The sequence below is a fragment of the Halomonas gemina genome (assembly GCF_023554995.1).
Lineage (GTDB): Bacteria > Pseudomonadota > Gammaproteobacteria > Pseudomonadales > Halomonadaceae > Halomonas > Halomonas gemina.
This window is the reverse complement of record NZ_JAMJPK010000001.1, coordinates 77,286-102,391: the sequence shown is the minus strand read 5'-3', so window position 1 is coordinate 102,391 and position 25,106 is coordinate 77,286. Positions and strand designations below refer to the sequence as shown.

The 25,106-nt window shown below is 64.3% G+C and carries 28 protein-coding genes and 4 tRNA genes; 27 read left to right on the top strand and 5 right to left on the bottom strand.

The features are described 5' to 3' along the window. The first annotated feature begins 1 nt into the window (after position 1). The 11 genes from M8009_RS00540 (at position 2) to M8009_RS00490 (ending at position 9,451) form a co-directional block, all read left to right on the top strand. On the top strand, positions 2-928 hold the full coding sequence (locus M8009_RS00540) for a recombination-associated protein RdgC (protein WP_250058814.1): 927 nt from the start codon (positions 2-4) through the stop codon (positions 926-928). Beyond that, complete coding sequence (locus M8009_RS00535; RefSeq protein ID WP_250058813.1) at positions 925-1,233, top strand: hypothetical protein; 309 nt, start codon at positions 925-927, stop codon at positions 1,231-1,233. Before M8009_RS00540 ends, M8009_RS00535 begins: the two co-directional genes overlap by 4 nt. Next, positions 1,230-2,645 carry a DNA cytosine methyltransferase gene (locus M8009_RS00530; protein ID WP_250058812.1) on the top strand — a complete coding sequence of 472 codons (1,416 nt, stop codon included), beginning with the start codon at positions 1,230-1,232 and terminating at the stop codon, positions 2,643-2,645. The genes M8009_RS00535 and M8009_RS00530 overlap by 4 nt, the downstream gene beginning before the upstream one ends. After that, the gene (locus M8009_RS00525) at positions 2,642-2,908 is read left to right on the top strand and encodes a hypothetical protein (RefSeq protein WP_250058811.1); all 267 of its coding nucleotides are present in this window, start codon (positions 2,642-2,644) and stop codon (positions 2,906-2,908) included. Before M8009_RS00530 ends, M8009_RS00525 begins: the two co-directional genes overlap by 4 nt. Next, on the top strand, positions 2,905-3,729 hold the full coding sequence (locus M8009_RS00520; protein ID WP_250058810.1) for a DUF4942 domain-containing protein: 825 nt from the start codon (positions 2,905-2,907) through the stop codon (positions 3,727-3,729). Before M8009_RS00525 ends, M8009_RS00520 begins: the two co-directional genes overlap by 4 nt. Then, positions 3,726-3,923 carry a hypothetical protein gene (locus M8009_RS00515; protein ID WP_250058809.1) on the top strand — a complete coding sequence of 66 codons (198 nt, stop codon included), beginning with the start codon at positions 3,726-3,728 and terminating at the stop codon, positions 3,921-3,923. Before M8009_RS00520 ends, M8009_RS00515 begins: the two co-directional genes overlap by 4 nt. Next, positions 3,920-4,441: a hypothetical protein gene (locus M8009_RS00510; protein WP_250058808.1), complete on the top strand. Its 522-nt coding sequence runs from the start codon at positions 3,920-3,922 to the stop codon at positions 4,439-4,441. Before M8009_RS00515 ends, M8009_RS00510 begins: the two co-directional genes overlap by 4 nt. 1 nt (position 4,442) lies before the next feature. Next, positions 4,443-4,655 carry a helix-turn-helix domain-containing protein gene (locus M8009_RS00505; RefSeq protein WP_250058807.1) on the top strand — a complete coding sequence of 71 codons (213 nt, stop codon included), beginning with the start codon at positions 4,443-4,445 and terminating at the stop codon, positions 4,653-4,655. Then, positions 4,655-5,836, top strand: coding sequence for a tyrosine-type recombinase/integrase (locus tag M8009_RS00500; protein ID WP_250058806.1), 1,182 nt, complete (start codon positions 4,655-4,657; stop codon positions 5,834-5,836). Before M8009_RS00505 ends, M8009_RS00500 begins: the two co-directional genes overlap by 1 nt. A 234-nt stretch (positions 5,837-6,070) precedes the next feature. After that, positions 6,071-7,201 carry an AAA family ATPase gene (locus tag M8009_RS00495; RefSeq protein ID WP_250058805.1) on the top strand — a complete coding sequence of 377 codons (1,131 nt, stop codon included), beginning with the start codon at positions 6,071-6,073 and terminating at the stop codon, positions 7,199-7,201. Further along, positions 7,202-9,451, top strand: a complete 2,250-nt coding sequence (locus M8009_RS00490) for a S8 family peptidase (RefSeq protein WP_250058804.1) — start codon at positions 7,202-7,204, stop codon at positions 9,449-9,451. Positions 9,452-9,837: 386 nt separating this feature from the next. Here the strand turns inward: M8009_RS00490 and M8009_RS00485 are convergent. After that, positions 9,838-9,913 (bottom strand) — tRNA-Ala (locus M8009_RS00485). Positions 9,914-10,141: 228 nt separating this feature from the next. Here M8009_RS00485 and uvrY point away from each other — a divergent pair. The 8 genes from uvrY to nadB all read left to right on the top strand — a co-directional run bounded on the left by uvrY (position 10,142) and on the right by nadB (position 16,424). Beyond that, positions 10,142-10,789 (top strand): UvrY/SirA/GacA family response regulator transcription factor, encoded by a 648-nt coding sequence (gene uvrY / locus M8009_RS00480; RefSeq protein WP_250058803.1) that lies wholly within the window; start codon positions 10,142-10,144, stop codon positions 10,787-10,789. 67 nt (positions 10,790-10,856) lie between these two features. Next, positions 10,857-12,671: an excinuclease ABC subunit UvrC gene (uvrC, locus tag M8009_RS00475; protein ID WP_250058802.1), complete on the top strand. Its 1,815-nt coding sequence runs from the start codon at positions 10,857-10,859 to the stop codon at positions 12,669-12,671. Between the two features lie 66 nt (positions 12,672-12,737). After that, a complete protein-coding gene (pgsA, locus tag M8009_RS00470; protein ID WP_133634969.1) occupies positions 12,738-13,289 on the top strand; it encodes a CDP-diacylglycerol--glycerol-3-phosphate 3-phosphatidyltransferase in 552 nt (183 codons plus the stop codon). A 60-nt stretch (positions 13,290-13,349) separates the two neighbouring features. Continuing rightward, a tRNA-Gly gene (locus tag M8009_RS00465) sits at positions 13,350-13,424 on the top strand. A 26-nt stretch (positions 13,425-13,450) separates the two neighbouring features. Next, a tRNA-Cys gene (locus tag M8009_RS00460) sits at positions 13,451-13,524 on the top strand. A 33-nt stretch (positions 13,525-13,557) separates the two neighbouring features. Further along, positions 13,558-13,644, top strand: a tRNA-Leu gene (locus tag M8009_RS00455). A gap of 58 nt (positions 13,645-13,702) precedes the next feature. After that, positions 13,703-14,863: an FUSC family protein gene (locus tag M8009_RS00450; protein WP_250058801.1), complete on the top strand. Its 1,161-nt coding sequence runs from the start codon at positions 13,703-13,705 to the stop codon at positions 14,861-14,863. Then, the gene (gene nadB / locus M8009_RS00445; protein WP_250058800.1) at positions 14,844-16,424 is read left to right on the top strand and encodes an L-aspartate oxidase; all 1,581 of its coding nucleotides are present in this window, start codon (positions 14,844-14,846) and stop codon (positions 16,422-16,424) included. Before M8009_RS00450 ends, nadB begins: the two co-directional genes overlap by 20 nt. Before the next feature lie 28 nt (positions 16,425-16,452). On the opposite strand, the gene M8009_RS00440 is transcribed toward nadB, so the two are convergent. Together M8009_RS00440 and M8009_RS00435 are read right to left on the bottom strand one after the other, a co-directional pair. Next, entirely contained in the window at positions 16,453-16,851 is a 399-nt protein-coding gene (locus M8009_RS00440; RefSeq protein ID WP_250058799.1) for a protein YgfX, read from the bottom strand. After that, a complete protein-coding gene (locus M8009_RS00435) occupies positions 16,811-17,104 on the bottom strand; it encodes an FAD assembly factor SdhE (protein ID WP_250058798.1) in 294 nt (97 codons plus the stop codon). The genes M8009_RS00440 and M8009_RS00435 overlap by 41 nt, the downstream gene beginning before the upstream one ends. Before the next feature lie 201 nt (positions 17,105-17,305). Between M8009_RS00435 and M8009_RS00430 the strand changes: the two genes are divergently transcribed. From M8009_RS00430 to lapB, 3 genes are read left to right on the top strand one after another with little or no spacing between them, the layout of a single operon-like run. Further along, positions 17,306-17,602 (top strand): integration host factor subunit beta, encoded by a 297-nt coding sequence (locus M8009_RS00430; RefSeq protein WP_040187190.1) that lies wholly within the window; start codon positions 17,306-17,308, stop codon positions 17,600-17,602. A 51-nt stretch (positions 17,603-17,653) separates the two neighbouring features. Further along, a complete protein-coding gene (locus M8009_RS00425; protein WP_106231565.1) occupies positions 17,654-17,959 on the top strand; it encodes a lipopolysaccharide assembly protein LapA domain-containing protein in 306 nt (101 codons plus the stop codon). Position 17,960: 1 nt separating this feature from the next. Then, positions 17,961-19,145, top strand: coding sequence for a lipopolysaccharide assembly protein LapB (gene lapB / locus M8009_RS00420; RefSeq protein ID WP_250058797.1), 1,185 nt, complete (start codon positions 17,961-17,963; stop codon positions 19,143-19,145). Positions 19,146-19,151: 6 nt separating this feature from the next. Here lapB and pyrF read toward each other — a convergent pair whose 3' ends face one another. Next, complete coding sequence (gene pyrF / locus M8009_RS00415; protein ID WP_250058796.1) at positions 19,152-19,853, bottom strand: orotidine-5'-phosphate decarboxylase; 702 nt, start codon at positions 19,851-19,853, stop codon at positions 19,152-19,154. 215 nt (positions 19,854-20,068) lie between these two features. Between pyrF and M8009_RS00410 the strand changes: the two genes are divergently transcribed. Continuing rightward, on the top strand, positions 20,069-20,359 hold the full coding sequence (locus M8009_RS00410) for a ComEA family DNA-binding protein (RefSeq protein ID WP_250058795.1): 291 nt from the start codon (positions 20,069-20,071) through the stop codon (positions 20,357-20,359). Between the two features lie 63 nt (positions 20,360-20,422). On the opposite strand, the gene M8009_RS00405 is transcribed toward M8009_RS00410, so the two are convergent. Continuing rightward, complete coding sequence (locus M8009_RS00405; RefSeq protein ID WP_250058794.1) at positions 20,423-21,184, bottom strand: SDR family oxidoreductase; 762 nt, start codon at positions 21,182-21,184, stop codon at positions 20,423-20,425. Positions 21,185-21,392: 208 nt separating this feature from the next. Between M8009_RS00405 and M8009_RS00400 the strand changes: the two genes are divergently transcribed. From M8009_RS00400 to M8009_RS00385, 4 genes are all read left to right on the top strand, one after another. After that, a complete protein-coding gene (locus M8009_RS00400; RefSeq protein ID WP_250058793.1) occupies positions 21,393-21,932 on the top strand; it encodes an FxsA family protein in 540 nt (179 codons plus the stop codon). 209 nt (positions 21,933-22,141) lie between these two features. After that, positions 22,142-22,435: a co-chaperone GroES gene (locus M8009_RS00395; RefSeq protein WP_250058792.1), complete on the top strand. Its 294-nt coding sequence runs from the start codon at positions 22,142-22,144 to the stop codon at positions 22,433-22,435. A 63-nt stretch (positions 22,436-22,498) separates the two neighbouring features. Further along, positions 22,499-24,142 carry a chaperonin GroEL gene (gene groL / locus M8009_RS00390; RefSeq protein WP_250058791.1) on the top strand — a complete coding sequence of 548 codons (1,644 nt, stop codon included), beginning with the start codon at positions 22,499-22,501 and terminating at the stop codon, positions 24,140-24,142. Positions 24,143-24,362: 220 nt separating this feature from the next. Further along, a complete protein-coding gene (locus tag M8009_RS00385; protein WP_250058790.1) occupies positions 24,363-25,100 on the top strand; it encodes an RNA methyltransferase in 738 nt (245 codons plus the stop codon). Positions 25,101-25,106: the final 6 nt, after the last annotated feature.

Genomic DNA, 25,106 nt, shown 5'->3' with positions numbered 1-25,106 from the left:
TATGTGGTTCCGCAACCTCCACCTGTACCGCCTGCACGACGCGCCTCAGCTGGATGCCGCCGCCCTCGAGCAAGTGCTAGGCGAGCAGGCCTTCCGCCCCCTGGGTGGCAGCGAGGCACGCCGCTTGGGATGGTCCGCCCCCGCCGGCCGCACCGACACCCAGCTACTGCACGAGCTACAGGGCCACCGCCTGCTCACCGCCGTGCGCCAGGAACGGATCTTGCCCACCAGCGTGGTCCGCGAGGAAGTCGAGGAGCGTGCCGAGGCCATCGAGACCAGCGAGGGCCGAAAGCTGCGTCGTCAGGAGAGGCTCACCCTCAAGGAGCAGGTTTTCGAGGAACTACTGCCCCGGGCCTTCGTGAGCAGCCAGCGCATCGATCTGTGGTGGGACGCCTCGCGCAAGCTGATCGGCGTCAACTGCGCCAGCCGCAAGCGGGCCGAGGAGGTGCTCGACTTGCTGCGCGAGACACTGGGCAGCCTCAAGGTCACCCCACTGGCCAGTCAGACGCTGCCCATGCGCGCCATGACCCAATGGCTCGCCGACACTGGCGCGCGGCCGGCCGACCTAATCATCGGTGACCAGGTGGAGCTCAAGGCGAAGGGCGATGACGGCGTGGTGCGTGGCCGCCAGGTGGATCTCGACAGCGACGACATGCAGCAGCTGCTCGAGAGCGGCCGGCAGGCCAGCAAGCTCGCCCTGCAGATTGAAGGCGTGATGAGCTTCGTCCTCCACGACGACCTGACCATCAAGGGCATCCGCTTCTCCGATGCGGCCCTCGATGAAGCCGCCCAGGCCGACGACGGCGACGACGCCCTGGTGAGGCTGGAAACCGACTTCGTGCTGATGGCCCAGGTGCTCGGCACCAGCGTCGATACGCTGCTCCAGTGGCTGGGCGGTGAGGCCGGCCAGGTACGGGAGGCCTCATGAATCACGACGCAAGCATCTACCGAGTTGAAGATCCCGCCACCGGCGAGTGGGTCACCCTCAAGGAGCTGGCCAGCCGGCACCGCATTCCCTACCCCACGGTGCAGCGCCGCAACCGTGAGGGGAAGACAGGCACGGCCCTGGTGAAGAAGCCCGACCCGCGTTACCAGGTCGGCGGCCGCAACAGCAAGACAGGCGGCATCCGTCAGCCGGTGCCCTCGCGCCAGCAGATTGCCCAGGAGGTGCTTTCCACTCCTGACGGACGCCTGGCCTCCACCCTGTTCCGGAATTACGGGAAGTCGGCATGACCAGCCTCAACCTCTTCGGCCACGAGCTGGTGGTCGATAACTTCGCCGGGGCCGGTGGCGCCAGCGAGGGCATCGAGCAGGCACTGGGCCGGCCGGTGGATCTCGCCATCAACCACGACGAGACCGCCATCGCCGTGCACACCGCCAACCACCCGAGCAGCGAGCACAGCGTGGCCGACGTCTGGGACATCGACCCCGAGCAGGCGACCCACGGCATGCCGGTGGGGCTGGCCTGGTTCTCGCCAGACTGCCGACACCACAGCAAGGCCAAGGGCGGGCGGCCGGTGTCGAAGAGCGTGCGCGGCCTCGCCTGGGTGGCGGCACGCTGGGCGGCCAAGGTGAAGCCGCGGGTGATCGTGCTCGAGAACGTGGAGGAGTTCCTCGACTGGGGCCCGCTGATCAAGGACAGCCAGGGCCGCATCGTGCCGGACCCTGCGCGCAAGGGGCAGACCTTCCGCGGCTTCGTGCGCACCCTCAAGCGCCACGGCTACCAGGTGGACTGGCGGATCCTGCGCGCGTGTGACTTCGGGGCCCCGACCATCCGCCGGCGGCTGTTCCTGATCGCCCGTCGCGACGGCCTGCCGATCGCCTGGCCCAAGCCGACCCACGTTGACCCGGCCTCGCCGGACGTCCGCCGGGGAAAGCGCCCTGCCTGGCGCACCGCCGCCATCTGCATCGACTGGTCGCTGCCCTGCCCCAGCATCTTCGAGCGCCGGCGCCCCCTGGCCGAGGCCACCCTCCGCCGCATCGCCAAGGGCGTGATGCGCTACGTGGTTGAGAGCGGCGAGCCCTTCATCGTGCCGATCGCCAACTACGGCAACGGCTCGGAGCTGGTCAACGCCATCGGCGAGCCGCTGCGCACCATCACCGCCTGGCCGAAGGGTGGCAGCTTCGCCCTCGTCTCGGCCTTCCTGGCCAAGCACTACGGTGGCGTGGTGGGTGCCGTCCTGCGCAAGCCCCTGCCCACCATCACCGCCACCGATCACAGCGCACCGGTGGCCGTCACCCTGCAGCAGGCCAGCGGCCCCGGGCATGGCCATGCCGAATCGGTCGCCGCCTTCTTGGTGAAGTATTACGGCCGCGGCATCGGGCAGGAGTGCGGCGAGCCACTGCACACCATGCCCACACGGGACCGCTTCGGGCTGGTGACCGTGACCATCGAAGGCGAAGAGTACGTGATCACCGACATCGGCATGCGCATGCTCCAGCCCCACGAGCTCGCCATGGCCCAGGGCTTCCCCGAGGACTACCAGTTCGCCCGGGTGCAGGGGCGGCCGGTGCCCAAGTACCAGCAGGTGCGCCTGATAGGCAACAGCGTCTGTCCGACGATGGCCCGCGCCATCGTCGAGGCCAACTTCACCCACGAGCGCCGGTTCATGCCGGCGCCAGCAACCGCGAGGGCCGTGGCATGAACATGGACCACGACTACGCCCGCCAGAAGCTTCAGGTGCTGATACGCGACCTGAGCCTCTACACCGACGACGAATTCTGGCGGGAGATGAGTCGGATCGCCGGCGGTGCAACTGGTACTGACCATGCCGAGGAACTTCAGGCCAAGCTCGCCGCGATCGGCCGGCTCAGCCCCACAGACTACGACGACCGCGAGCAACTCCTGGGCGCGCTGTTCAGGATCCTGCGCGGCCAGGTCGACGAGGAAGAGGAGCTGGATTCATGACCGACCTCTCCACCGCCACCCGCGGCGTCTCGCCGCCCACCAGCGAACTCGACAGCCTGCTCGAGCGCCGCGAGCGCGCCGAGGCGCTGATGACCCAGGCCATCGACATGATCGCCGAGGCCAACGGCCTGACGCCTGACCGCAATGGCGGCCTGTCACGAATCGGGCTGGCATCCGAGCTGCGCAGCCAGGACTGGTACGGCATCGACAAGCCGGAGAGCCGGGAGCGCCTGCTGCGCAAGTGCCTGGACGAGTTCGACCGCTGCGGCTGGCTCTATCTGCTGCGCCGTTCGCACCTCTCGGAGCTGATGAGCAAGCAAGACAAGGAGGCCTATTACAAGGAGCTGCAGAAGAACCCGCCGCCGCTCACCCGGGAGAACGTCACCACCACCTTTGTGGATCTCTTCGGCAACCGGCAAGCGACCTGGCGCCGGGGCGTGGTCGAGCTCTTCGCCAGCCTGCGTGGCAGCTACAAGAGCCACGACGCCTTCAAGGTCGGTCTGCGGATGATCGTGCCCAATGCCTTCGCCACGGCCCACGGGGGCTGGAACTTCTTCAGGCACGCCGACGACCAGGTCGACGACCTGCAACGGATCATCCACCTGATCCAGGAGCGCGACCCGCCCGAGGCTCGCTGGTCGGACACGATCGAGCGCCAGCGGCGTGGCGGAGCCACCGGCTACCAGGCCGGCCCGGTCGAGTTCCGCTGGTTCAAGAACGGCAGCCTGCACATCTGGATGCAGGACGACACCATCATCGCGGCGATCAACGAGATCATCGCCGAGCACTACGGGGCCACGCTGGCCGGGAGAAGATCATGACGACATGGCTACCCTCCATCTGTGCCGCCATCGTCGTGCTGTTCACGATGTGGCTCGCCACCGACAGGGCTTTCAGCCACGGCCGTGACCGACCGCTCGGTGCGGCCATCGGCTTCATCGCTGGTCTCGGCATCGCGGCGATGTTCTACGCCCTGGTGAGGATGGGTGCTTGGATGATCGGAGGGATGTCGTGACCCAGCCCACCCATACCCACAAGGAGAACGGCGGACGGTTCGCCATGGTTGCCCACTACAACGGCGATACCACGCTCGGCGCACAGATGATCGTCGTCTATCGCGACATCGACCGCGAGATCGAGACCGCCACCACGGCGAAGGACTGGGAGCAGAACTGGCAGCCGATCACACCGGACACCTGCACCGTCTGCATGGGCACCGGCCACGACCACATCAAGGGCGCCAAGCACAAGCCGTGCGGCGGCTGCTACGGGCTGGGGAAGGTGAAGCAGGCCGGCGAGAAGCCTGTGGGCGAGTGGGAGCTGGCCGAGGTGGCGCTCGGCATCATCCAGCGCCAGAAGCAGGAGCTCGAGCAACGCCGGCAGGCAATGGCGGTGCCCGGAGTGAGGGCGGCGATCGAGGCGCACAAGGCAAAGCGCCAGCGTCAGCAGGATGACGACTGGGTGGCTCGGGAACAGCGCTGGCGGGAAGGCCCCGGAAAGGGCCCCGGCGGCGGCAGGATGACGGGAGACTAGAATGATGGGAAAGCTGATGGATCCGGATCAGTGGCGCAAGGCGCGCTTCGCAGGCACGCCGCCGGCCATGTCGACTATTCGCAAGTGGTGCCGGGAGGGAGTGCTGCCGGCTAAGAAGATCGGCGGCGCCTGGTTCATCGACCTGGACGCAGAGAAGGTGATGACCGGCAACGAGCTCGCCGACAGCGTGCTCAAGGAGATGGAGAACAGCTGATGGCAGCCAGGCCGCGCACGCGCAAGCACCGAGGGCTGGAGCCCAACCTTTATGAGTCGGGCGGCACCTACATCTACCGCAACCCGAGAACCGGGAAGCGCCATGGGATGGGCAGCGACAAGGCCAAGGCCCAAGCCGCTGCACGCGTGCTCAATGCGCGCCTGGCCAAGGGCGCCGACCTGGTGGCCCGGGTAGAGGGCACCAGCGGCATCACCCTGGGCACAGCCATCGAAGCCTTCAAAAAGGATCGCGTCGACAGCGCCAGCAAGCTCGCCCCGGGCACCCGGGCCAACAAGCGCTACGCCCTCGCGCGCTTGGCCAAGGATCGCGGCGACATGCCCCTCGAGCAGATCACCACCCGGTGGTGCGCCGAGTACCTGGACGAGCACTATAAAGGAGAGCCCTACCGCTACCACCGGGCCCTGCTCGCCCAAGTGTTCCAGTTCGCCCGCACCAAGGGCTGGATGGACGACAACCCCATCGAGCCCACCAGCAAGAGCGATACCGGATACACCAAGCAGCGTCGCCGACTCACGCCCGGGCAGTTCCAGGCCATCTATGATCAGGCCGAGCCCTGGTTTCAGGTGGCCATGGAGCTCGCCCTGGTCTGCCTATTCGGCCGGGCCGAGGTCGCCGCCGCCCGGTATGACCACATCGTCGACGGCCGGCTTCGCTATATAAGGAAGAAGACCCGCACGCGCAGCCATACCGCCTACGTGGCGATCGAGTTGACGCCGGCCATCGAGGACATCATCCAGCGCTCGCGGCTGGTGCCGCCGGTGTCGCCCTACATCGTCCATCGGGTCCATCAGCGCATCACCGCCGAGACCCGGGCCCGCGACCACTGGAGCCGCGTCACTGACGACATGCTTTCCAAGACGTTCGCTCGGTTGCGCGACAATGTGCCGGAGATCGCCAGGCTGGAACCGCGGCAACGGCCCACCTTTCACGAGATCCGCTCGCTCGGCTCCAAGCTGCTCGAAGACCAGGGCGCCAGCCTTGAGGACATTCAAATCCTAATGGGGCACGCCGAGTCCGACACCACAGAGATCTACCTAGACGGCCACGGTATCCGCTGGCAGGAAGCCAAGGGCCCAAACCAAGGGATGCCCGCCCTGCTAGGGGAATGTGGGCTGAGCCCGCGATGTTTTTCTTCTACAGCTAGGCATACTCCCGTCTGATTCTGAAACGCCTGAAGAGGCTGACCAAAACACATGGTCCTAATATGGAGCCTGCTGATCCAGAGGCTCGATTCAAAGGATGCCCCAGCTGTGACCTGGGTGGCGGACCATCCCAGAGGTGGACTGAGGGCATGATCCATCGTTACAGACTGCCACTTGTGGGCTTGTCGAGGCAATGCCATAATAAAACTGTGCCATCATCAAAATATTAGGATTCAGTAGGTTACGAGCCAAATGGACGATTATGACTACATTTCAGAGAAAATGATCCAACTGGCTGCCCTTGGAGCGAAGGGGGATAGCGAGAAGGTCAAAATTCAGGCTCTCAGGCTCATCCGCACGCTTCAAGCAAAAAGGCATCCTCTCGCGGATCGGCTGAAAAGCGCGATGTTCAGCGAGGCGGGAGAAGCAGAAAAACCTTACATTAGAAAGGTTAAAGATTCTGGGGTAGGGGTGAATGCTCCCCCCCCTATCGATAAGGAGTCAGGTAGCGAGCTTCTCAACGTAGAGGATCCAGTTACGTTGCCCGCTGGCTTTATAGGATCTAGTGAAGTAAAAGGGCCAATAAACCTCGTATTGAGTGAGCGAAAAAAATTAAAAGAAATGCTAGCTGCTGGAATCACCCCTACTAGCAAGCTATTGTTTACTGGCCCTCCTGGTGTCGGAAAGACAGTGTGTGCAAAATACATAGCCCAGCAGTTAAAAAGACCACTTCTGACACTTGACCTAGCAACAGTTGTAAGTAGCTTGCTAGGAAAAACTGGTAACAACATAAAATCTGCGATCAATTTTTCGAGGGAAAGACCTTGCGTTTTACTGATTGACGAGATTGATGCTGTGGCTAAAATGAGAGATGACAGCTCAGACGTTGGTGAGACCAAAAGGCTTGTCACAGTACTACTGCAAGAGTTGGACCAATGGGGGAACGAAAATATTTTAATAGCTGCAACTAATCACTCCCACCTACTCGATCCGGCAATACACAGGAGATTTGACCAGATCATTGATTTTCGCAGACCGAGCAGTGATGATCTTAGAAAAGTCGGAATGGCTCTTATAAAGGGCAGAGACGACATGCCGAAAGAATGGATTATTTTTCTCACTCTAATAATGGAAGGGACATCATATAGCGACTTTCAGAGAGAAGTAAACAATCTAAGAAAGAGCTGCTTTTTATATGGCGAGGATGGAGCTCAAGATTATATGAGATCGCTCCTCGAGAGAAATTCAGACAAGTTTGACAAGGATAAAAGGAAGCTAATGGCTGTTAAGCTCGTCCGTGAGAGCAAGCTGTCTCAACGAGCAGCAAGCCGTATAACATCTATAGCAAGAGGAACTCTGAAGAACGCATTGGAGGCAGTCTGAATGGCAAACAAACAAAGATTCCTTTTTGGGCGCGGGGAAAAGCTCACTGACACAGTACGCTACAGAGGCGGGTACAATGAATCTGACCCTCTCTATGACCTAGGCTTTCAAAAAGATAGATTCAAAAGCTATTTTGAAACTATTTCTTCTCAGCTGGAAGAAATTCCAGATGATAAGCTGGCAGGTGGGAATGCTGTAATCGGAATTACGCTACACCCAAAATATATATCGCGCTCAGCATTCCCCGAAGGACTGATAAATCAGCTTAATTTAAGGTTACTTGGCAGCAGATCAACAAAAATAAAGCCAATTAAAGGAAAGGGGAGTGATGATGAGAACGGAGCTCTTTCGACATTTCTTTTCTTGTCTGGAAAGAAAGAAGTTATTCAATCCCTTGGAGAGAAACTCTCTAGCATTGAAAATGGAACAGCTTTAGCTGAAGACTTTTTAAAATTAGAAGCTGCCACGCTGCCTAATCGTAACGAAAAAATGGCAGGGAATTTTAGCAATGAAAACGAATCCGTTGAAGTCGTTTTGCATTTTGATAGTGCCAAGGATGTCTCTTGGGAGCCTTCCTTCGTAGACTTTGCAGGCAAGCACAATATCGATCTTGGAATGTCTAGGTCATATCAAAGCAGAGGACTGCTTTTTATACCTGCTCGAGGTGGACGCTCAGACGTAGAGGAACTGGCAGACTTTTCATTTATCCGAATGATTAGGCCTATGCCAAAGCTTCGCACTATCGACGAGCCGACGCTGATAAAAGCTCAACATTTTGACTCTGCGGCTTCTTTTCCGACTACCCCCCCTTTGGATGAAAGTTACCGTGTAGCTATTTTTGACGGCGGTTTGCCGCCGGAACATCCATATGGCCGATGGGTAAACTATATAGAGCCTTCAGACGGAGCAAACATAGGCGGGCCAATTAACAACTTCGTCAATCATGGAGCCTTGGTAACCTCGGCATTTTTATTTGGGCATGTTGAACCAGGGAACTTAGAAAGACCATATGCTTCCGTTGATCACTATAGAGTGCTTGGTGATGGCTTGACCGACTCTAGCTTATATGACGTTTTGATTTATATTGACGAGGTTCTTTCTCAATCGAATTATCCAATCATATCATTCAGCATTGGCCCACATGAAGTTGCTGGAGACGACGTTACAGCTTGGACAGCCATGCTAGATGACCATCTTGGTAGTGGTCAATGTCTCGGTGGGATTGCTGTTGGTAACGATGGAGAAGAGCCGTGGCCGAAATCCAGAATACAAGTACCTAGCGACTGCGTTAATGCTTTATCAGTAGGTGCTACTGACAGTATGACTGAAGGCTGGATGAGAGCTCCATACAGCTCAATTGGCCCAGGCAGAAACCCAGGCTTAATTAAGCCGGATGTCGTAGCTTTTGGAGGAGTAGAAGGTAATGCATTCCATTTCATCTCCCCACAACTTAGCATTGTTGAAAGCAGAGGAACAAGCTTCTCCACACCTTACGCCATGCGTATAGCAGCGGGGCTAAAATCTTACCTAGGATCTGATTTGACACCTACTGCCATTCGCGCCTTGATGGTGCACTCGGCTTCATCAAGCAGCCACTCAATTGATGAAGTTGGCTGGGGAATGGTAAGTGATGTGGTTGAAACAATCACTTGCAAAGATGGAGAAATTAAAGTTCTCTACAAAGGAAGGCTGGAGCCAGGAAAGGTTATGCGTGCTCCTATCCCCTTACCAGACGAACAACTCAGAGGAAACGTAGAAATCTGCGCAACTTTCTGCTACACATGCAACACTGATCCGCACACACCGGGAGAATATACCCGCGCTGGCCTCGATATAAGATTTAGACCTCACAAAGGAAAATTTAAAAAGACAGAGGCAAGAATTAAGAAAGAAGGAAAAGGAAGGATCGACCCGCAATTCCCAGATACTGAGTCTTTTTTTACAAAACAGGAGTTCGCTTCTGAGGCAGACCTACGGACTGATGGTCACAAGTGGGATACTGTTCGGAAGAACTCTATAAGGAAGAGAGGGTCCTCGCTAGACCGACCTGTGTTTGATATACACTATATAGCTAGGGAGCCCGGAAATAATGCTGCCCCCCAAGAGGCTGAAAAAATACACTTTGCCTTAGTAGTTAGCGTTTACAATAAAAACACACCCGATCTTTACGAAAAAGTTCAGGAAAAATATATAACAACACTCCTGCCTATAGAACCAAAAATCGAGGTCCCAGTACAAATATCTACATAAGGATCCGGCTGACAAGCGAGCTGGAGCCTCGACTGTTATACATGACCACCCCATGTGGCCTGCTGGCCCTGGCAGACGAATAACTCGGCTGCCAGGGAAAATTCAAGACACACTCCCCCGTCAATTCGTCGGCAGTCTCAATGGCCAAGACTAACAAACAGGCTGAACAGCTGTACCTCGCTTGCCTGATGAGCTTGGGAAAAAGACGGGGAGAGGCTGCCATTTTACCCCGCCAGACGCACTCGGGCAGTTCCACTGAGATTTGTTCAGGGGTTTCCTAGAGGTTTGGGCATGGCGAATTTTTCGGGAGTTTTTCGGGTTTTTTACGGGCGCACGAAAAAGCCGCCTAGCGGGGTGCGCTAAGCGGCTGATTCGATGTGTCTTGTTGGTGGAGCCTAGCGGGATCGAACCGCTGACCTCAACACTGCCAGTGTTGCGCTCTCCCAGCTGAGCTAAGGCCCCACATCGTTCCCGTCTTGCGAGAACGAGGCAAATAGTACGCAGCCTCCCCATAGGCGTCAACCCCATGAGGGCAATTTCACTCTTCTGCCTTGTGCCAATTCCCCTTAGGGACGTGATGTGCCACCCTACAGAGACTGATACCGAGCCGGTCGACATGTTGGCATCTTCTATAGCCAGGCCCCGTCTCGGGACGACACTCACCCCACCACGTCTTCAGGAGCGTCAGCGTTGATCAGGGTTCTCGTCGCCGATGACCATCACCTGGTACGGACCAGCATCGCCCACCTGCTGAATGCCGAGCGCGGGATCCGCGTGGTCGGTGAGGCCGCCGATGGCGAGGAGGCCATCACCAAGGCGCGCAAGCTCGAACCGGACATCGTGCTGATGGATATCCGCATGCCCGGGATCGGCGGCCTGGAGGCCACCCGCAAGATCAACCGCTTCGCCAGCGACATCCGCATCCTGGTGCTGACCGCCTTCATCGAGGAGACCTTCGCCCAGCGCCTGCTCGAGGCCGGGGCCCATGGCTTCATCAGCAAGGGCTGCCAGCACGACGAGATGGTCGAGGCGATCCACTGCGTGTTCGGCGGCAAGCGCTATGTCAGCCCCGAGATCGCCCAGCGACTGGTGCTGTCGCGCATCGATGCGCCGGACAATCCCTTCGACCAGCTCTCCCAGCGCGAGCTCCAGGTGGCGATGATGGTCGTCAACTGCCAGCGCGTCGCCGACATCGCCGACCGCATGTTCCTAAGCCCCAAGACCGTCAACACCTACCGCTACCGCATCTTCGAGAAGCTCGGCGTGACCTCCGATGTGGAGCTGACCCACCTCGGCCTGCGCCACGGCCTGGTCGACGGCTTCTCCGACGCCGACTGAGCGCCTTGCCGAGGGTCACGATCTGGTAGAATGGGGCTCCGCTTCCCGATCCCGGCACGCCGTTTCCATGAGCTTCGATTCCCGCGACTTCCTCGGCAGCGTCAGCGAATCCCCGGGGGTCTACCGCATGCTCGACGAGCACGGCGAGACCCTCTATGTGGGCAAGGCGCGTCGCCTCAAGGCGCGCCTGGCAAGCTACTTCCGCGGTGCGCTCAACACCAAGACCCAGGCCCTGGTCGGCCGCATCGCCGACATCCAGGTGACGGTGACCAACAGCGAGACCGAGGCCCTGCTGCTCGAGCAGACGCTGATCAAGGAGCTGCGCCCGCCCTACAACATCCTGCTGCGCGACGACAAGTCCTACCCCTTCGTCTTCGTCAGCGACCGCCACCCCTTCCCCGCCCTGGAGTACAAGCGCGCCCGGGTGCGCCATAACGATGGCCGCTACCTGGGCCCCTACCCCAGCAGCGGCGCCGTGCGCGAGAGCCTGTCGCTGATGCAGAAGATCTTCCGCATCCGCAACTGCGAGGACAGCGTCTTCGCCCACCGTACTCGCCCCTGCCTGCAGTACCAGATCCAGCGCTGCAGCGCCCCCTGCGTGGGCCATATCAGCGAGGCGGACTATCGGCGTGACCTCGAGCATGCGGTGATGTGCCTCGAGGGCAGAAGCGAGGCGGTGACCAGCGAGCTGACCGAGGCCATGGAGGCGGCCAGTGCCCGCCTCGACTTCGAGGAGGCCGCCCGGCTGCGCGACCAGGTCCAGCACCTTCGCCAGATGCAGCAGCGCCAGTTCGTCGACACCAGTGGCGGCGATGCCGATGTCTTCGCGCTGGCCAGCCGCCCCGGGGCGCTGTGCATCTCGGTGCTCACGGTGCGCCAGGGCCGCCTGCTGGGGGCCCGGCACCATGCCCCGGCCAACGGGCTCGACCTGGGCCCCGAGGCGCTGCTCGGCGACTTCATCAGTCAGTTCTACCTGGGCCAGGCCAGGGAGATCCCGGCGGAGGTGATCACCAGCCACCCGGTACCGGACGCCGACCTGATCGCCCGGGCGCTGGGGGAACGTGCCGGCAAGCGCATTCGCCTGACCGACCAGGTCCGCGGCCATCGCGCCCAGTGGCGAGAGCTGGCCCGCACCAACGCCGAACAGCAGCTGGCCAGTCAGCTGGCCAGTCAGACCCAGCTCTCGAAGCGTTTCGCGGCCCTGCGCGAGGCCCTGGCGCTCGAGGACATCCCCCGCCGCCTGGAGTGCTTCGACATCAGCCACAGCCATGGCGAGGCCACCGTGGCCTCCTGCGTGGTGTTCGACGAGAACGGGCCGCGCAAGTCCGACTACCGCCGCTTCAACATCGAGGGCGTGGCCGCCGGCGACGACTATGCCGCCATGCATCAGGCCCTGACCCGTCGCTTCAAGCGCCTGGCCGAAGGTGAAGGCGAACGCCCGGACATCCTGGTCGTCGACGGCGGCAAGGGGCAGCTCAACATGGCCCGGGAGGTGTTCGCCGAGCTGGGCGTCAGCGGCGTCACCCTGCTCGGCGTGGCCAAGGGCACCACCCGCAAGGCGGGGCTCGAGACGCTGTTCGTCGAGACCGTCGACCGCAGCCTGGACCTCGACGGCGCCTCCCCGGCCCTGCACCTGATCCAGTACATCCGCGACGAGTCCCACCGCTTCGCCATCGCCGGCCACCGGGCACGGCGCGACAAGACACGGCGCACCTCCACCCTGCAGGACATTCCGGGGGTGGGGCCGCGTCGCCGCCGCGAGCTGCTGCGCTTCTTCGGTGGCCTGCAGGGAGTCAGGCAGGCCAGTCGCGAGGAGTTGGCCCGGGTCCCCGGCATCAGTGCCACCCTGGCCGAGACGATTCATCGCGCCCTGCATGGATGAGTCAGGCCCCGACGGATAGAATGAGGGGGTTTCCGGTATCTCCCAAGGCAAGGACCGCACCTCCCGATGAACATACCCAACCTGCTCACCCTGGCCAGAATCCTCTTCATCCCGCTGCTGGTGGTGCTGTTCTACCTGCCCTTCGCCTGGAGCATGCCGCTGGCCGCGGCCCTGTTCGCGCTCGCCGCGGTGACCGACTGGCTCGACGGCTACCTGGCCCGGCGCTGGGATCAGTCCACGCCCTTCGGCGCCTTCCTCGATCCGGTAGCCGACAAGCTGATGGTGGCCGTGGCCCTGGCCCTGCTGATCGAGCGCTACGAGGCCATCTGGCTGACCCTGCCGGCGCTGGTGATCATCGGCCGCGAGATCGTCATCTCGGCCCTGCGCGAGTGGATGGCCGAGATGGGCAAGCGTGGCCAGGTGGCGGTCTCGTGGATCGGCAAGGTCAAGACCACCCTGCAGATGGTCGCCCTGCTGGTGCTGCTGGCCTTCGCCCCCGGCACCCCCGTGGCCCTGCTGGGCGTGGCCACCCTCTACGTGGCGGCCCTGCTGACCCTCTGGTCGATGTTTCTCTACCTCAAGGCGGCCTGGCCGCACCTGAGCAGTTCAATGCGCTGAAGGGTGGCGAAAAGTGTTTGACAGTCACCGACTTATCCGTATAATTCGCTCTCGAGTCAGGCGGGAATAGCTCAGTGGTAGAGCATCGCCTTGCCAAGGCGAGGGTCGCGAGTTCGAATCTCGTTTCCCGCTCCATTCCCCACGAATGGCACGACTCATGAGGCTGGATGGCAGAGTGGTTATGCAGCGGACTGCAACTCCGTGTACGCCGGTTCGATTCCGACTCCAGCCTCCATCATTCCCCTAGCTGCCCGCTCGCAACCGTGCCGCCCGGATGGCGAAATTGGTAGACGCAAGGGACTTAAAATCCCTCGGTGGTAACACCGTGCCGGTTCGAGCCCGGCTCCGGGCACCAGCTTTCCTGCACCCTTCCGGCACGCGTCGGGCGCGACCCTCCAACGGGACGCCGTGACATGATCCTGCCGCGCCTGCGCGACCCCTACTTCAATTATCAGCATCGGCGCAAGCTGCACGTGCTGCGCATCGTGCTGGCCCTGTGCCTCACCTTCGCCATCATCGAGCTCTTCGCCATCCAGCACAGCGGCTGGGCACTTGTCAGCACCATCATGGTGATGGGCAACCTGCCGCATATCGGTGGCGTGCTGGACAAGGGACGCCAGCGCCTGCTGGGCACCCTGCTCGGCGCCGGCTGGGGCCTGCTGCTGATCCTGCTGCCGCTGCCCTGGCCGCCGCTCGTGCCCCTGGCCACCCTTGCCGGCATCGCCGTCGCCACCTGGCTGACCTTCAGCAACCGGCACGGCTACAGCGGCCTGATGTTCGCCATCAGCCTGCTGCTGGTGGTCGGCGACGGCACCCGGGAACTCGATATCGCCCTGTGGCGCGCCTTCGACGTACTCCTCGGCACCCTGGTGGGCATCGCCGTCACGGTGCTGGTGCTGCCCCAGAAGGCCACCGACATGATGCGCTTCATGCTGGCCGACAACCTGGACCGCATGGGCCGCCTCTACCATGCGCACACCGCGGCCACGGCGGCCCCCGGCATCGATACCCGCGAGATGCTCAAGGCCACCAGCAGCCTGCTGGTCAAGCAGCGCGGCCTGGTGGATGCCATCCATCGCGAGCGACGGCTGAGCCGCCACGAGCTGGACGACCTGATCTCGCTGCAGCGGCGCATGCTCTCCACCATCGAGCTGCTGCTCCAGACCCACTGGAGCAGCCGCGACGGGCACGAGCGCATCGACGCCATGGCCGGACTCCGCGAGGAGCAGCATACCCTGGCCCGCGGCATCGGCACCCTGGCCTTCCAGGTACGCACCGGCCGACCGGTCGACGTGACCATCACCCCCTTCGAGCTGCAGCGCCACGCCGAACTGGCCGGCAATGCCCGGTCCGCCGATGGCAGAATGCTCTTCAGCCCCAGCGGCTACCTGTGGCTCAATCGGGAGCTGGCGCGCCTGACCGCCGACCTCACCCAATGCCTGGGCGGCCTCGAACGCCTGCCCAGCCGGCGGCTGCGTCGCCGGGCCCCCCACCACGGGCTCACCGAGGACGCCTCGGCGGTCGCGCGAGCCACCACGCAAGAAGGAAAGGCAGATGACAGACGGCAAGCATGAGGTGCTGGTCATCGGCGGCGGGGTCGCCGGGCTGGCGCTGGCACTGGAGGTGGCCGACCATCGCCGGGTCACGCTGCTGCGCCCAGCCAGCGACGACCAGGGTGCCAGCCGCTGGGCCCAGGGCGGCATCGCCGCCGTGCTCTCCCCCCAGGACGACATCGAGGCCCATGTGGCCGACACCCTGGTGGCGGGCGACGGCCTGTGCGACGAGCGGGCGGTGCGCTTCACCGTGGAGCAGGGACCATCGGCCATCGAGTGGCTGGTGTCGCTGGGCGTCCCCTTCACGCCGGACGCGAGCGCCGATGCCGGCTACCCCTACCACCTCACCCGCGAGGGCGGCCATGGTGCGCGGCGGATCATCCACGCCGACGATGCCACCGGCCGTGCCGTCGTCGAGACCCTCAGGCAGCACGTGGAGGCGCACCCGAACATCGGGCTGTGCGGCGAGCTGACCGCCATCGGCCTGATCGGCGACGGTGAGGGCCACTGCCGCGGGGCACGCTGCCTGGATGCCGATGGCCGGCTGCACGAGCTGCTGGCCGAGGACACCGTGCTCGCCACCGGCGGGGCCAGCGGCCTCTATCGCCATACCACCAGCCCCCTGCCGGCCAGCGGCGAGGGCATGATAATGGCTGCCGAACTCGGCGCCGAACTGATGAACCTGGAGTTCCAGCAGTTCCATCCCACCTGCCTCTACGACCCCGAGGGCCCTGCCTTCCTGGTCAGCGAGGCGGTACGCGGCGAGGGTGGACTGCTGATCAACGCCGCGGGCGAGCGCTTCATGCCGGCGGTGGACCCCCGCGCCGAGCTGGCACCCCGCGACATCGTCGCCCGGGCCATCGACGCGCAGATGCAGCGCACCGGCAGCGACCATGTCTACCTGGACATCCGCCACCTCGGCGAGGCCGCCATCCGCCACCACTTCCCGACCATCCATGCCCACTGTGCCAGCCGTGGACTCGATATCGTGCACCACCCGATACCGGTGGTGCCGGCCGCCCACTACAGCTGCGGCGGGATCACCACCGACCTCGGGGGCGCCAGCACGGTGCCGCGGCTGCACGCCATCGGCGAGGTGGCCTGCACCGGCCTGCACGGGGCCAACCGCATGGCCAGCAACTCCCTGCTGGAGTGCCTGGTCTTCGCCCGCAGCTGTGCCCGGCGGCTGCGCGCCGCCGAATCCCCGTCGTCTGCCGAGCCGACCCCGGCGCACTGGGGCCGGCAGCCGGTCGACCTGGACGACATCGAGGAGATCCGCGAGGCGATGCGCCAGCTGATGAGTGCCCGCGTGGCCATCGTGCGCACCGACCGGGGGCTGGACGAAGCCGCGCGGGACCTGGCGCAGCTGCACCGGCGGCTTGCCCCCCGCATGGAGGACGCCGCGCCCTCGACCGCCCTGGCGAACCTCTGGCACGCGCTGCGCCTGGCGCGCCTCACCGTGGCCTGCGCCCGCGCACGGCGCGAGTCCCGCGGCCTGCACTTCAACCCGGACTGCCCGGTCCACGGCGAGGCAAGCCCGCAACCCTCGCGGATCCGCCTGCAGGACCTCCAAGCGACCTGATCCCGCGGACCCTGGGGTAACGAGGCCTTCAGGGCAGCGGCAGCAGCTCACGGCGCAGGCGACGCAGCGACTCGGCGTCGCTGCTGTCGGGCCACAGCCACAGGCGCCGCCCCTCTACCCGTAGCCCGATCAGCCAGGGCCCCAGGTAGTCGCAGCGCAGGCTCACCGGGTGCCAGGCCTGGGCGGCGCTGTCACGCCAGGACCACTCCATGCCGCCCGCCGCCTTCGGCGTGCCCCGCAGATCACCACTCGAGCGCTGCCGGGCCAGCGTCACCAGCGCCGCGCCCAGCACCCCTGCCGCAAGCACGCCGGCCCAGGGCGGGGCCACCCCCGCCACCAGGCCGGTAACCGCCGCGGCGCTGAGCCCATGGGCAGCCAGCGACAGCCTAGAGGTTGCGATAGCGATCGTTGTCGGTGGTCTCGGCATGCTCGACGATCATCTTGACAATGCGCCGCCGCGACGGGTCCTCGGGCCACTCGCGGCGCATCAGCCAGGCGAACAGGTCCTGGTCCTCCTCCTCGATCAGTGACTGGAAGGCCGCCTGGTCCGCCTCGGCCAGGTCGCCATAGCACTGCTCGAGGAAGGGAATCAGCAGCAGGTCAAGCTCCCACATGCCGCGACGCGAATGCCAGTAGAGGCGCTTGCGCAGGGTGGCTTCCGGAGACGAATCGTCGTTCAAGGTGGGCCTCGCTGGGTCGGATGAGTGTGGTGTCAGTATACCCGAGCCCCGTCCCGCCGGCAGCCCGTCGCCTCCGCGCTCCCCGCCGTCTCGAGAAAAGGTCGTAGTGCGTTGTTTTCTCGAGACTTGCACAGTATGCTTTGGGAAAACAACAACGCCGGGATCGCGTCGACCCAGGCAGGACCGCATGGAGTAGAGCCGATGACCAAGTCCGAACTGATCGAACAGATCGCCATGCGACAGCCGGAGCTGTCGGTCAAGGAGGTCGAGGCGGCGGTACGTTTGATCCTCGACGATATCACCGACACCCTGGCCGAGGGGGGACGCGTGGAGATCCGCGGCTTCGGCAGCTTCTCGCTGCACTATCGGGAGCCCCGGGTGGGTCGCAATCCCAAGACGGGGGAACCTGTCGCACTCGACGGCAAGTTCGTGCCACACTTCAAGCCCGGCAAGGAGCTGCGCGAACAGGTGGATGCCAGCCGCGCGCTCGGCTACTGAGCGGCGCTCCACGACCGCCGCCTCTCCTTCAACCGACATGGGAACAAGCACATGCGTTGGCTTAAAGGCCTGATCCTGGCCATCATCCTGCTGGCGGTGCTGCTGATCGGCATCCTCTTTGCCGTCAACAACCAGCAGGCCCTGCCCCTCAACCTGATCTGGATCGAGCTGCCTGCAGCCTCGCTCTCCGTCTGGCTGCTGGCCTCGCTGGCCGTGGGCGTGCTGCTGGGCATGCTCGCCATGAGCGGCGTCTACCTGCGCCTGCGCACCCTGCTGACCCGTGCCCAGCGGCACAACCAGCAGCAGCGCAAGGAGCTCGACCGCCTGCGCGTCCAGGAGATGAAGGAACTCCCCTAGAATGCCCGATGTTTTCCTGCTGGCCCTGCTGGTGGTGGCCGTCGCCATCGGCTGGTGGCTGGGCCGCCGGGAGCGCCAGGGTGCCGGCAGGAGATCGCAGCCACCGGCGCTGTCGCGGGACTACTTCGTCGGCCTCAACTACCTGCTCAATGACCAGCAGGATCGCGCCATCGAGACCTTCATCGGCGCGCTGGAGGTCAACAGCGACACCATCGAGACACACCTGGCGCTGGGTAACCTCTTCCGCACCCGGGGCGAGGCCGACCGGGCCCTGAAGATCCACCAGAACCTGCTCGCCCGCCCGACGCTGACCGCCGGGCAGAGCGACAGGGTCCAGCTCGAGCTCTCCCGCGATTTCCTCGCCCTGGGGCTGCTCGACCGCGCCGAGCGCCTGCTGCAGAGCCTGGTACGCGACAGCCAGGATGACGAGCTGCGCGACACGGCACGGCGGCTGCTGGCCGACCTGCTGGAGCGGGAAGGCGAATGGCAGGCCGCGCTGGATGTCGCCCTGCCCAGGCTGGTCCGCCAGCACGACGACATCCGCCGCGCGGCGGCCCACTGGCTCTGCGAGCTGGCCGAACAGGAGCGCCATTCGGCCAGCCCCGTACTGGCCAGGCGCCATCTGCGCCAGGCCCTGGCCACCGACCCGCACTGCGTGCGCGCCAACCTGCTGCTGGCCGCCATGGAGCACGATACCGGACAGTACAAGCCATCCATCCGGCTGCTCAGGCGGATTCCCGACCAGGACCCGGCCTTCACCCCCACCATCCTCGAGCCCCTGGCCCGCGCCTATCGGCTGCTGGATGACGAGGAGGGCCTGATCCGCTGCCTGCAGGAGCTTCTCGAGCAGGCACCCTGTACCAGCGTGATCACCCGACTGGCCGAGACGCTGCGCCACCATCACGGCGATGACCGGGAGGCCCTGGCGCTGGTCACCGAGCAGCTCGACCGTGCCCCGAGCCTGGGCGCGATGCACTACCTGCTGACCCTTTATCGACACAACGCAAGCGGCGAGGAGGACGAGCGCCTCGCGCTGCTGCAGCGCCACACCCACACCCTGGTACAGGCCCTGCCCCGCCACCGCTGCCGGCGCTGCGGCTTCTCCGGCGAACGGCTCCACTGGCAGTGCCCCCGCTGCCGCAACTGGGGCACCACCAAGCCCATCACCGGCATCGAGGGCGAGTAGCCGGGCTCAGCCGCCGGAAAGCTCGCTCTCGATGGCGGCCAGGGCGGCCATCGGCTCCTCCGCCTGGGTCACCGGGCGCCCCACCACCAGGTGGCTACTGCCGGCGGCCAGGGCATCGGCCGGGGCCATGAGGCGACGCTGGTCGCCCGCCACGGCGAAGCTCGGCCGGATACCCGGGGTCACCTTGAGGAAGTCGCTGCCGCACAGTTCGCGCAGGCGCGACGCCTCCTGCGCCGAGCAGACCACCCCGTCCATGCCGCTGTCACGGGCCAGCACGGCCAGGCGCTCGACCTGGTCGGCAGGCGACGCCTCGATGCCCACCTCCGCCAGGTCGGCGGCCTCCATGCTGGTCAGCACCGTCACGGCGATCAGCCGGGTCGCCAGCCGCTGGCGATCCAGACGCTCGCGGGCCGCCTCCATCATCCGGCGGCCACCGCTGGCATGCACATTGACCATCCACACGCCCTGCTCGGCGGCGGCCTGGATCGCCCCGGCCACGGTATTGGGGATGTCGTGGAACTTGAGATCCAGGAACACCTCGAAGCCGCGGCCGTGCAGGGCATCGAGCACCTCGGGCCCGCTGCGGGTGAAGAGCTCCTTGCCCACCTTGAGCCGGCAGCGCGCGGGATCGAGGCGATCGGCCATGCACAGGGCGGCGTCCAGGGAGGCATAGTCGAGGGCGATGATCAGGGGGGAGTCGGTGGGCACGGGCAGGCTCCTGGCGGGATGGGTGGGCCGGCCAAGTATATCAGCCATGGCCTACGGCGCATGTCCACGAAGTCGCCGCCCCCCTTCCTGCAATCGCTGACATGATACGACCGCATTCGATGACACTGGCTCTGCCGGGGGCCCACTAGCTTGAAAGGGGCAGGCCGACGCTGCGCGGTGTCGGCCGCGACCACCCAGGAACAAGGAGAATGATCATGAAGACCGCCATCAAGCGACGCCTGCCCGGCCTGCTGCTGGTCATGCTGCTCGGCCTCGCCCCCTTCACCGCCGGCCAGGTGCTGGCCCAGGAGATGGAGCCGATCAACGTCAACAGCGCCGACGCCGAGCTGCTGACCGAGTTGCCCGGGATCGGGGAAACACGTGCAGCCGCCATCGTCGAGGACCGGGAGGCGAATGGTCCCTACGAGAGCGCCGAGGAGCTGACGCGGGTCAGCGGCATCGGCGAGTCCACCATGGAGGGACTCGCCGACCAGGTGACCTTCTGACCGGGTCGGCCGACGACGCCGGCCGCGCGGCCGGCGTCATTCCCCTCTCCCCGCGGCGGCGGGTCAGAGGCGCAGGCCACCGTCGCACTCGACCACGCGACCGGTGAAGTAGTCGTTGGACATGATGAAGGCCACGCTCTCGGCGATGTCCTCGGGCTGGCCCAGCCGCTTGAGGGGCACCCCCGCCGTCAGCTTGTCGAGCATGTCCTGGCGCATCGCGGCGGTCATGTCCGTCTCGATGAATCCCGGCGCCACCGCCCCCACGCGAATACCGTAGCGTGCCAGTTCCGTTGCCCAGGTCGTGGTCAGCGCCACCACGCCGGCCTTGGCCGCGGCATAGTTGCTCTGGCCCATGTTGCCGGCCCGCGAGATGCTCGAGATATTGACGATGACGCCATGGTGACCGGCCTCGATCATCTGGACCGACGCCTCGCGCCCGCACAGGAAGACCCCGGTCAGGTTGACGTCGATCACCTGTTGCCACTGCGCCAGCGGCAGGGTCTTCTCCACCTTGCCCTCCCTGGCCTTGACGAGCAGGCCATCCCGCACGATGCCCGCGTTGTTGACCAGGCCGTGGATCGGACCCAGCGATGACGCGATGTCGCGGAACGCCTGCGTCACCGACGCCTCGTCGGCCACGTTGACCACGAAGCCGCGCGCCTCGAGCCCCTCCGCATGAAGGGCGGAGACGGCACTGTCCAGGGTATCGCCATCCATGTCCATCAGGGCGAGCCTCGCCCCCTGACCACCGAGCCGCCGTGCCATGGCCAGGCCGAGGCCACGGGCGCCGCCGGTGATGGCGATAACGGTATTGTCGAGTTTCATGGTCGCTTCTCCGGGGATGGGAAATCGCGCTCTCGGCGCGGTTGCCGGCCGAGGGACCGGCTGTCGATATAACCTTATTATGGTGCACTGCACCATCACCATAGCGAATCATGGAAGGAGATTCCATCACTCCCGCACGGCGCGGCGACGGCTTGAATTCTCCTGCCTTGCCCCCATCACCTGCGCAACTGTCACACGCGGAGTCATCATGCCCTTTCTCGTCCTCTTCACCCTCTTCGCCCTGCTGGACTTCGTCATCCTCTTCTCGGTCGGCAGCCAGATCGGCCTGCTGAGCACCCTGCTGCTGGTCCTGGCCACCGGGTTCATCGGCCTGCACCTGATCCGCCGGGAAGGCGTGGCCACCTTCGCCCGTGCCCAGGAGCGCATGGCCCAGGGAGAGATCCCCTCGGGCGAACTGTTGACCGGGGCGGCCCTGATCTTCGGCGGTGCCCTGCTGATGGCCCCTGGCTTCCTGTCCGACGCCCTGGGCTTCATGTGCCTGATCCCCAATGCGCGGCGCTTGCTGGCCAGGCTGCTGGGCTGGGTGGGCGTGCGCATGAAGGGCCTGCACCTGCATGCCGGGAGCTATCGCCCGCGCCGGGGCACCGATGCCGACTGGCAGCAGGCCGGCCCGCGCGGGGAATCACGCGACGAGCGGGGCGCGAACGGGCAGGACAAGGAGCCGCAGGGCGACCGACAGGACGCGCCTATCGAAGGCGAGTTCATCTCGCGTGACGACAGGCGCTGAACGGGGCACAAAAAATTTTCGGGCGGGGCCTTGAAAGCCCAATGCCGAGCCCCACTTATCCGACAGCATCAGGATTCGGCACGGGTTGACGCCCGAGCCATCGACAAGGAAGGCGAACCCCGCCTCCACCCCGCAGCATGACTGCGGGTAGATGATGAAAACCGCCCGGCAATGCCCGGGCACAGCAAACCATCAGGAGAACGTGAGCAATGAACATCCGTCCCTTGCACGATCGCGTCGTGATCCGTCGCGTTGAAGAAGAACAGAAGACCGCTGGCGGCATCGTGCTTCCGGGAAATGCCCAGGAAAAGCCGACGCGTGGCGAGATCCTGGCCGTCGGTAACGGCCGGATCCTCGATAACGGCGACGTCCGCCCGCTCGACGTCAAGGTCGGTGACACCGTGATCTTCAAGGATGGCTTCGGCGTCGAGAAGCAGAAGATCGACGGCGAGGAAGTGCTGATCATGAGCGAGTCCGACATCCTGGCCGTGGTCGAAGGCTGACCCCGGACACGACCCGCAACTGCTCGATACTGACGTTCACGAACTCACAGGAAGCATACGAAAATGGCAGCAAAACAAGTCAAGTTCTCCGATGATGCCCGCAAGCGCATGGCGCGCGGCGTCGACCTCCTGGCCAACTCCGTCAAGGTTACCCTGGGGCCGAAGGGCCGCAACGTGGTGATCGAGAAGTCCTTCGGTGCACCGACCGTGACCAAGGACGGCGTCTCCGTGGCCAAGGAGATCGAACTCAAGGACAAGTTCGAGAACATGGGCGCCCAGATGGTCAAGGAAGTCGCTTCCAAGACCTCCGATGTTGCCGGCGACGGCACCACCACCGCGACCGTGCTGGCCCAGACCATCGTTACCGAGGGCATGAAGGCCGTGACCGCGGGCATGAACCCGATGGACCTCAAGCGCGGCATCGACCAGGCCGTGGCAGCCGCCGTCGAGGGCGTTCAGGAGCTGTCCGTGCCCTGCACCGACTCCAAGGCCATCGCCCAGGTCGGCACCATCTCCGCCAACGGCGACAAGCGCATTGGTGAGATCATCGCCGAGGCCATGGAGAAGGTCGGCAAGGAAGGCGTGATCACCGTCGACGAGGGTCGCGGCTTCGAGGACGAGCTGGATGTCGTGGAAGGCATGCAGTTCGACCGTGGCTACCTGTCGCCCTACTTCGTCACCAACCAGGACACCATGGCGGTCGAGCTGGAAGATCCCTACATCCTGCTGGTCGACAAGAAGATCTCCAACATCCGCGAGCTGCTGCCGACGCTGGAAGCCGTCGCCAAGGCCGGCAAGCCGCTGGTGATCATCGCCGAGGACATCGAGGGCGAGGCACTGGCTACCCTGGTGGTCAACACCATGCGCGGCATCGTCAAGGTCGCGGCTGCCAAGGCGCCGGGCTTCGGTGACCGTCGCAAGGCCATGCTGCAGGACATCGCCATCCTCACCGGCGGCACCGTGATCTCCGAAGAGGTAGGCCTGACCCTCGAGCAGGCGACCCTGGACCACCTGGGTACGGCCAAGCGCCTGACCATGTCCAAGGAGAACACCACCATCATCGACGGCGCCGGCCAGGACGGTGACATCGAGGCGCGCGTCGGCCAGATCCGCGCCCAGATCGAGGAGACTTCTTCCGACTACGATCGCGAGAAGCTCCAGGAGCGCGTTGCCAAGCTCGCCGGCGGTGTGGCCGTCATCCGTGTCGGTGCAGCCACCGAGATGGAGATGAAGGAGAAGAAGGCCCGCGTCGAGGATGCCCTGCACTCCACCCGCGCCGCCGTCGAGGAAGGCGTGGTGCCCGGGGGTGGTACTGCCCTGGTTCGCGTGCTGACCAAGCTCTCCGGCCTCAAGGGTGAGAACGAGGACCAGAACCACGGCATCGCCCTGGCGCTGCGCGCCATGGAAGCGCCGCTGCGCCAGATCGTCACCAACGCCGGTCAGGAAGCCTCCGTTATCCTGAACAAGGTGAAGGAAGGCGAAGGCAACTACGGCTACAACGCCCAGACCGGCGAGTTCGGCGACCTGTTCGAGATGGGCGTGCTGGACCCGGCCAAGGTGACCCGCTCTGCCCTGCAGTCCGCTGGTTCCGTTGCCGGCCTCATGATCACTACCGAGGCCATGATCGCCGACGACCCGGACGAGAAGGAAGCCGCGCCTGACATGGGTGGCATGGGCGGCATGGGTGGCATGGGCGGCATGATGTAAGCCAGCCCCCTGCCCCAGGCCCTGCCCTTCCAAGCAAGGCCTGAGACAGACCCCGCCGGTGAAAGCCGGCGGGGTTTTTTGTTGTCAGCGCCAAGCACCGAGCCACAGGCGCCAAGGAACCCAGAGTAAGGCTTGGCGGCTTGGCGGCTTGGCGGCTTGGCGGCTTGGCAATGTAAAATGTCCTCCTTGTCCACCTCACCACCAGGCCTGTCCTAGCCCCATGCTATCGAACATCCGCATCGTCCTCGTCCAGACCTACCACCCCGGCAACATCGGCGCTTCGGCCCGGGCCATGAAGACCATGGGCCTGACCGACCTGGTGCTGGTTACGCCCCGGCAGTTCCCCGACCCCGAGGCCTCGCGACTGGCAGCAGGCGCCGAGGACCTGGTGGATACAGCGCGGGTGGTCGGCTCGCTAGCGGAGGCGGTAAGCGACTGCGTGCAGGTGGTCGGGGCCAGCGCGCGGCTGCGCAGCCTTCCGCTGCCCCACTTCGACGAGCCCGACGAGATGGCCCGGGACCTGGTGGAACATGCCGCCCACGACCCGGTGGCGCTGGTCTTCGGCCGCGAGCGCTTCGGCCTGACCAACGACGAGATCCGCTGCTGCAGCCACCAGGTGAGCATTCCCGCCAATCCCGACTACGGCATCCTCAACCTCTCCCAGGCGGTGCAGGTCCTGGCCCACGAGCTCTTCACCGCCTGGCGGCGCCGCCCTGGCAGCGGCTACCGCCCACCTCGGCCGTCGCAGGAGCGCCAGCCGACGCGCGAGCAACTCGGCCACTTCCACGACCACCTGAGCCGGGTGATGCAGCGCAGCGGCTTCATCACCCAGCCCCACGCCCGCACCGAGGACCAACTCGAGGCCCTGTTCGCCCGGGCCCAGCCCTCACGCCGCGAACTCTCGCTGCTGCGCGGCCTGCTGGCCTCCCTGGAGAGCCATCTGCCCGAAGAGAAATAGCAACAC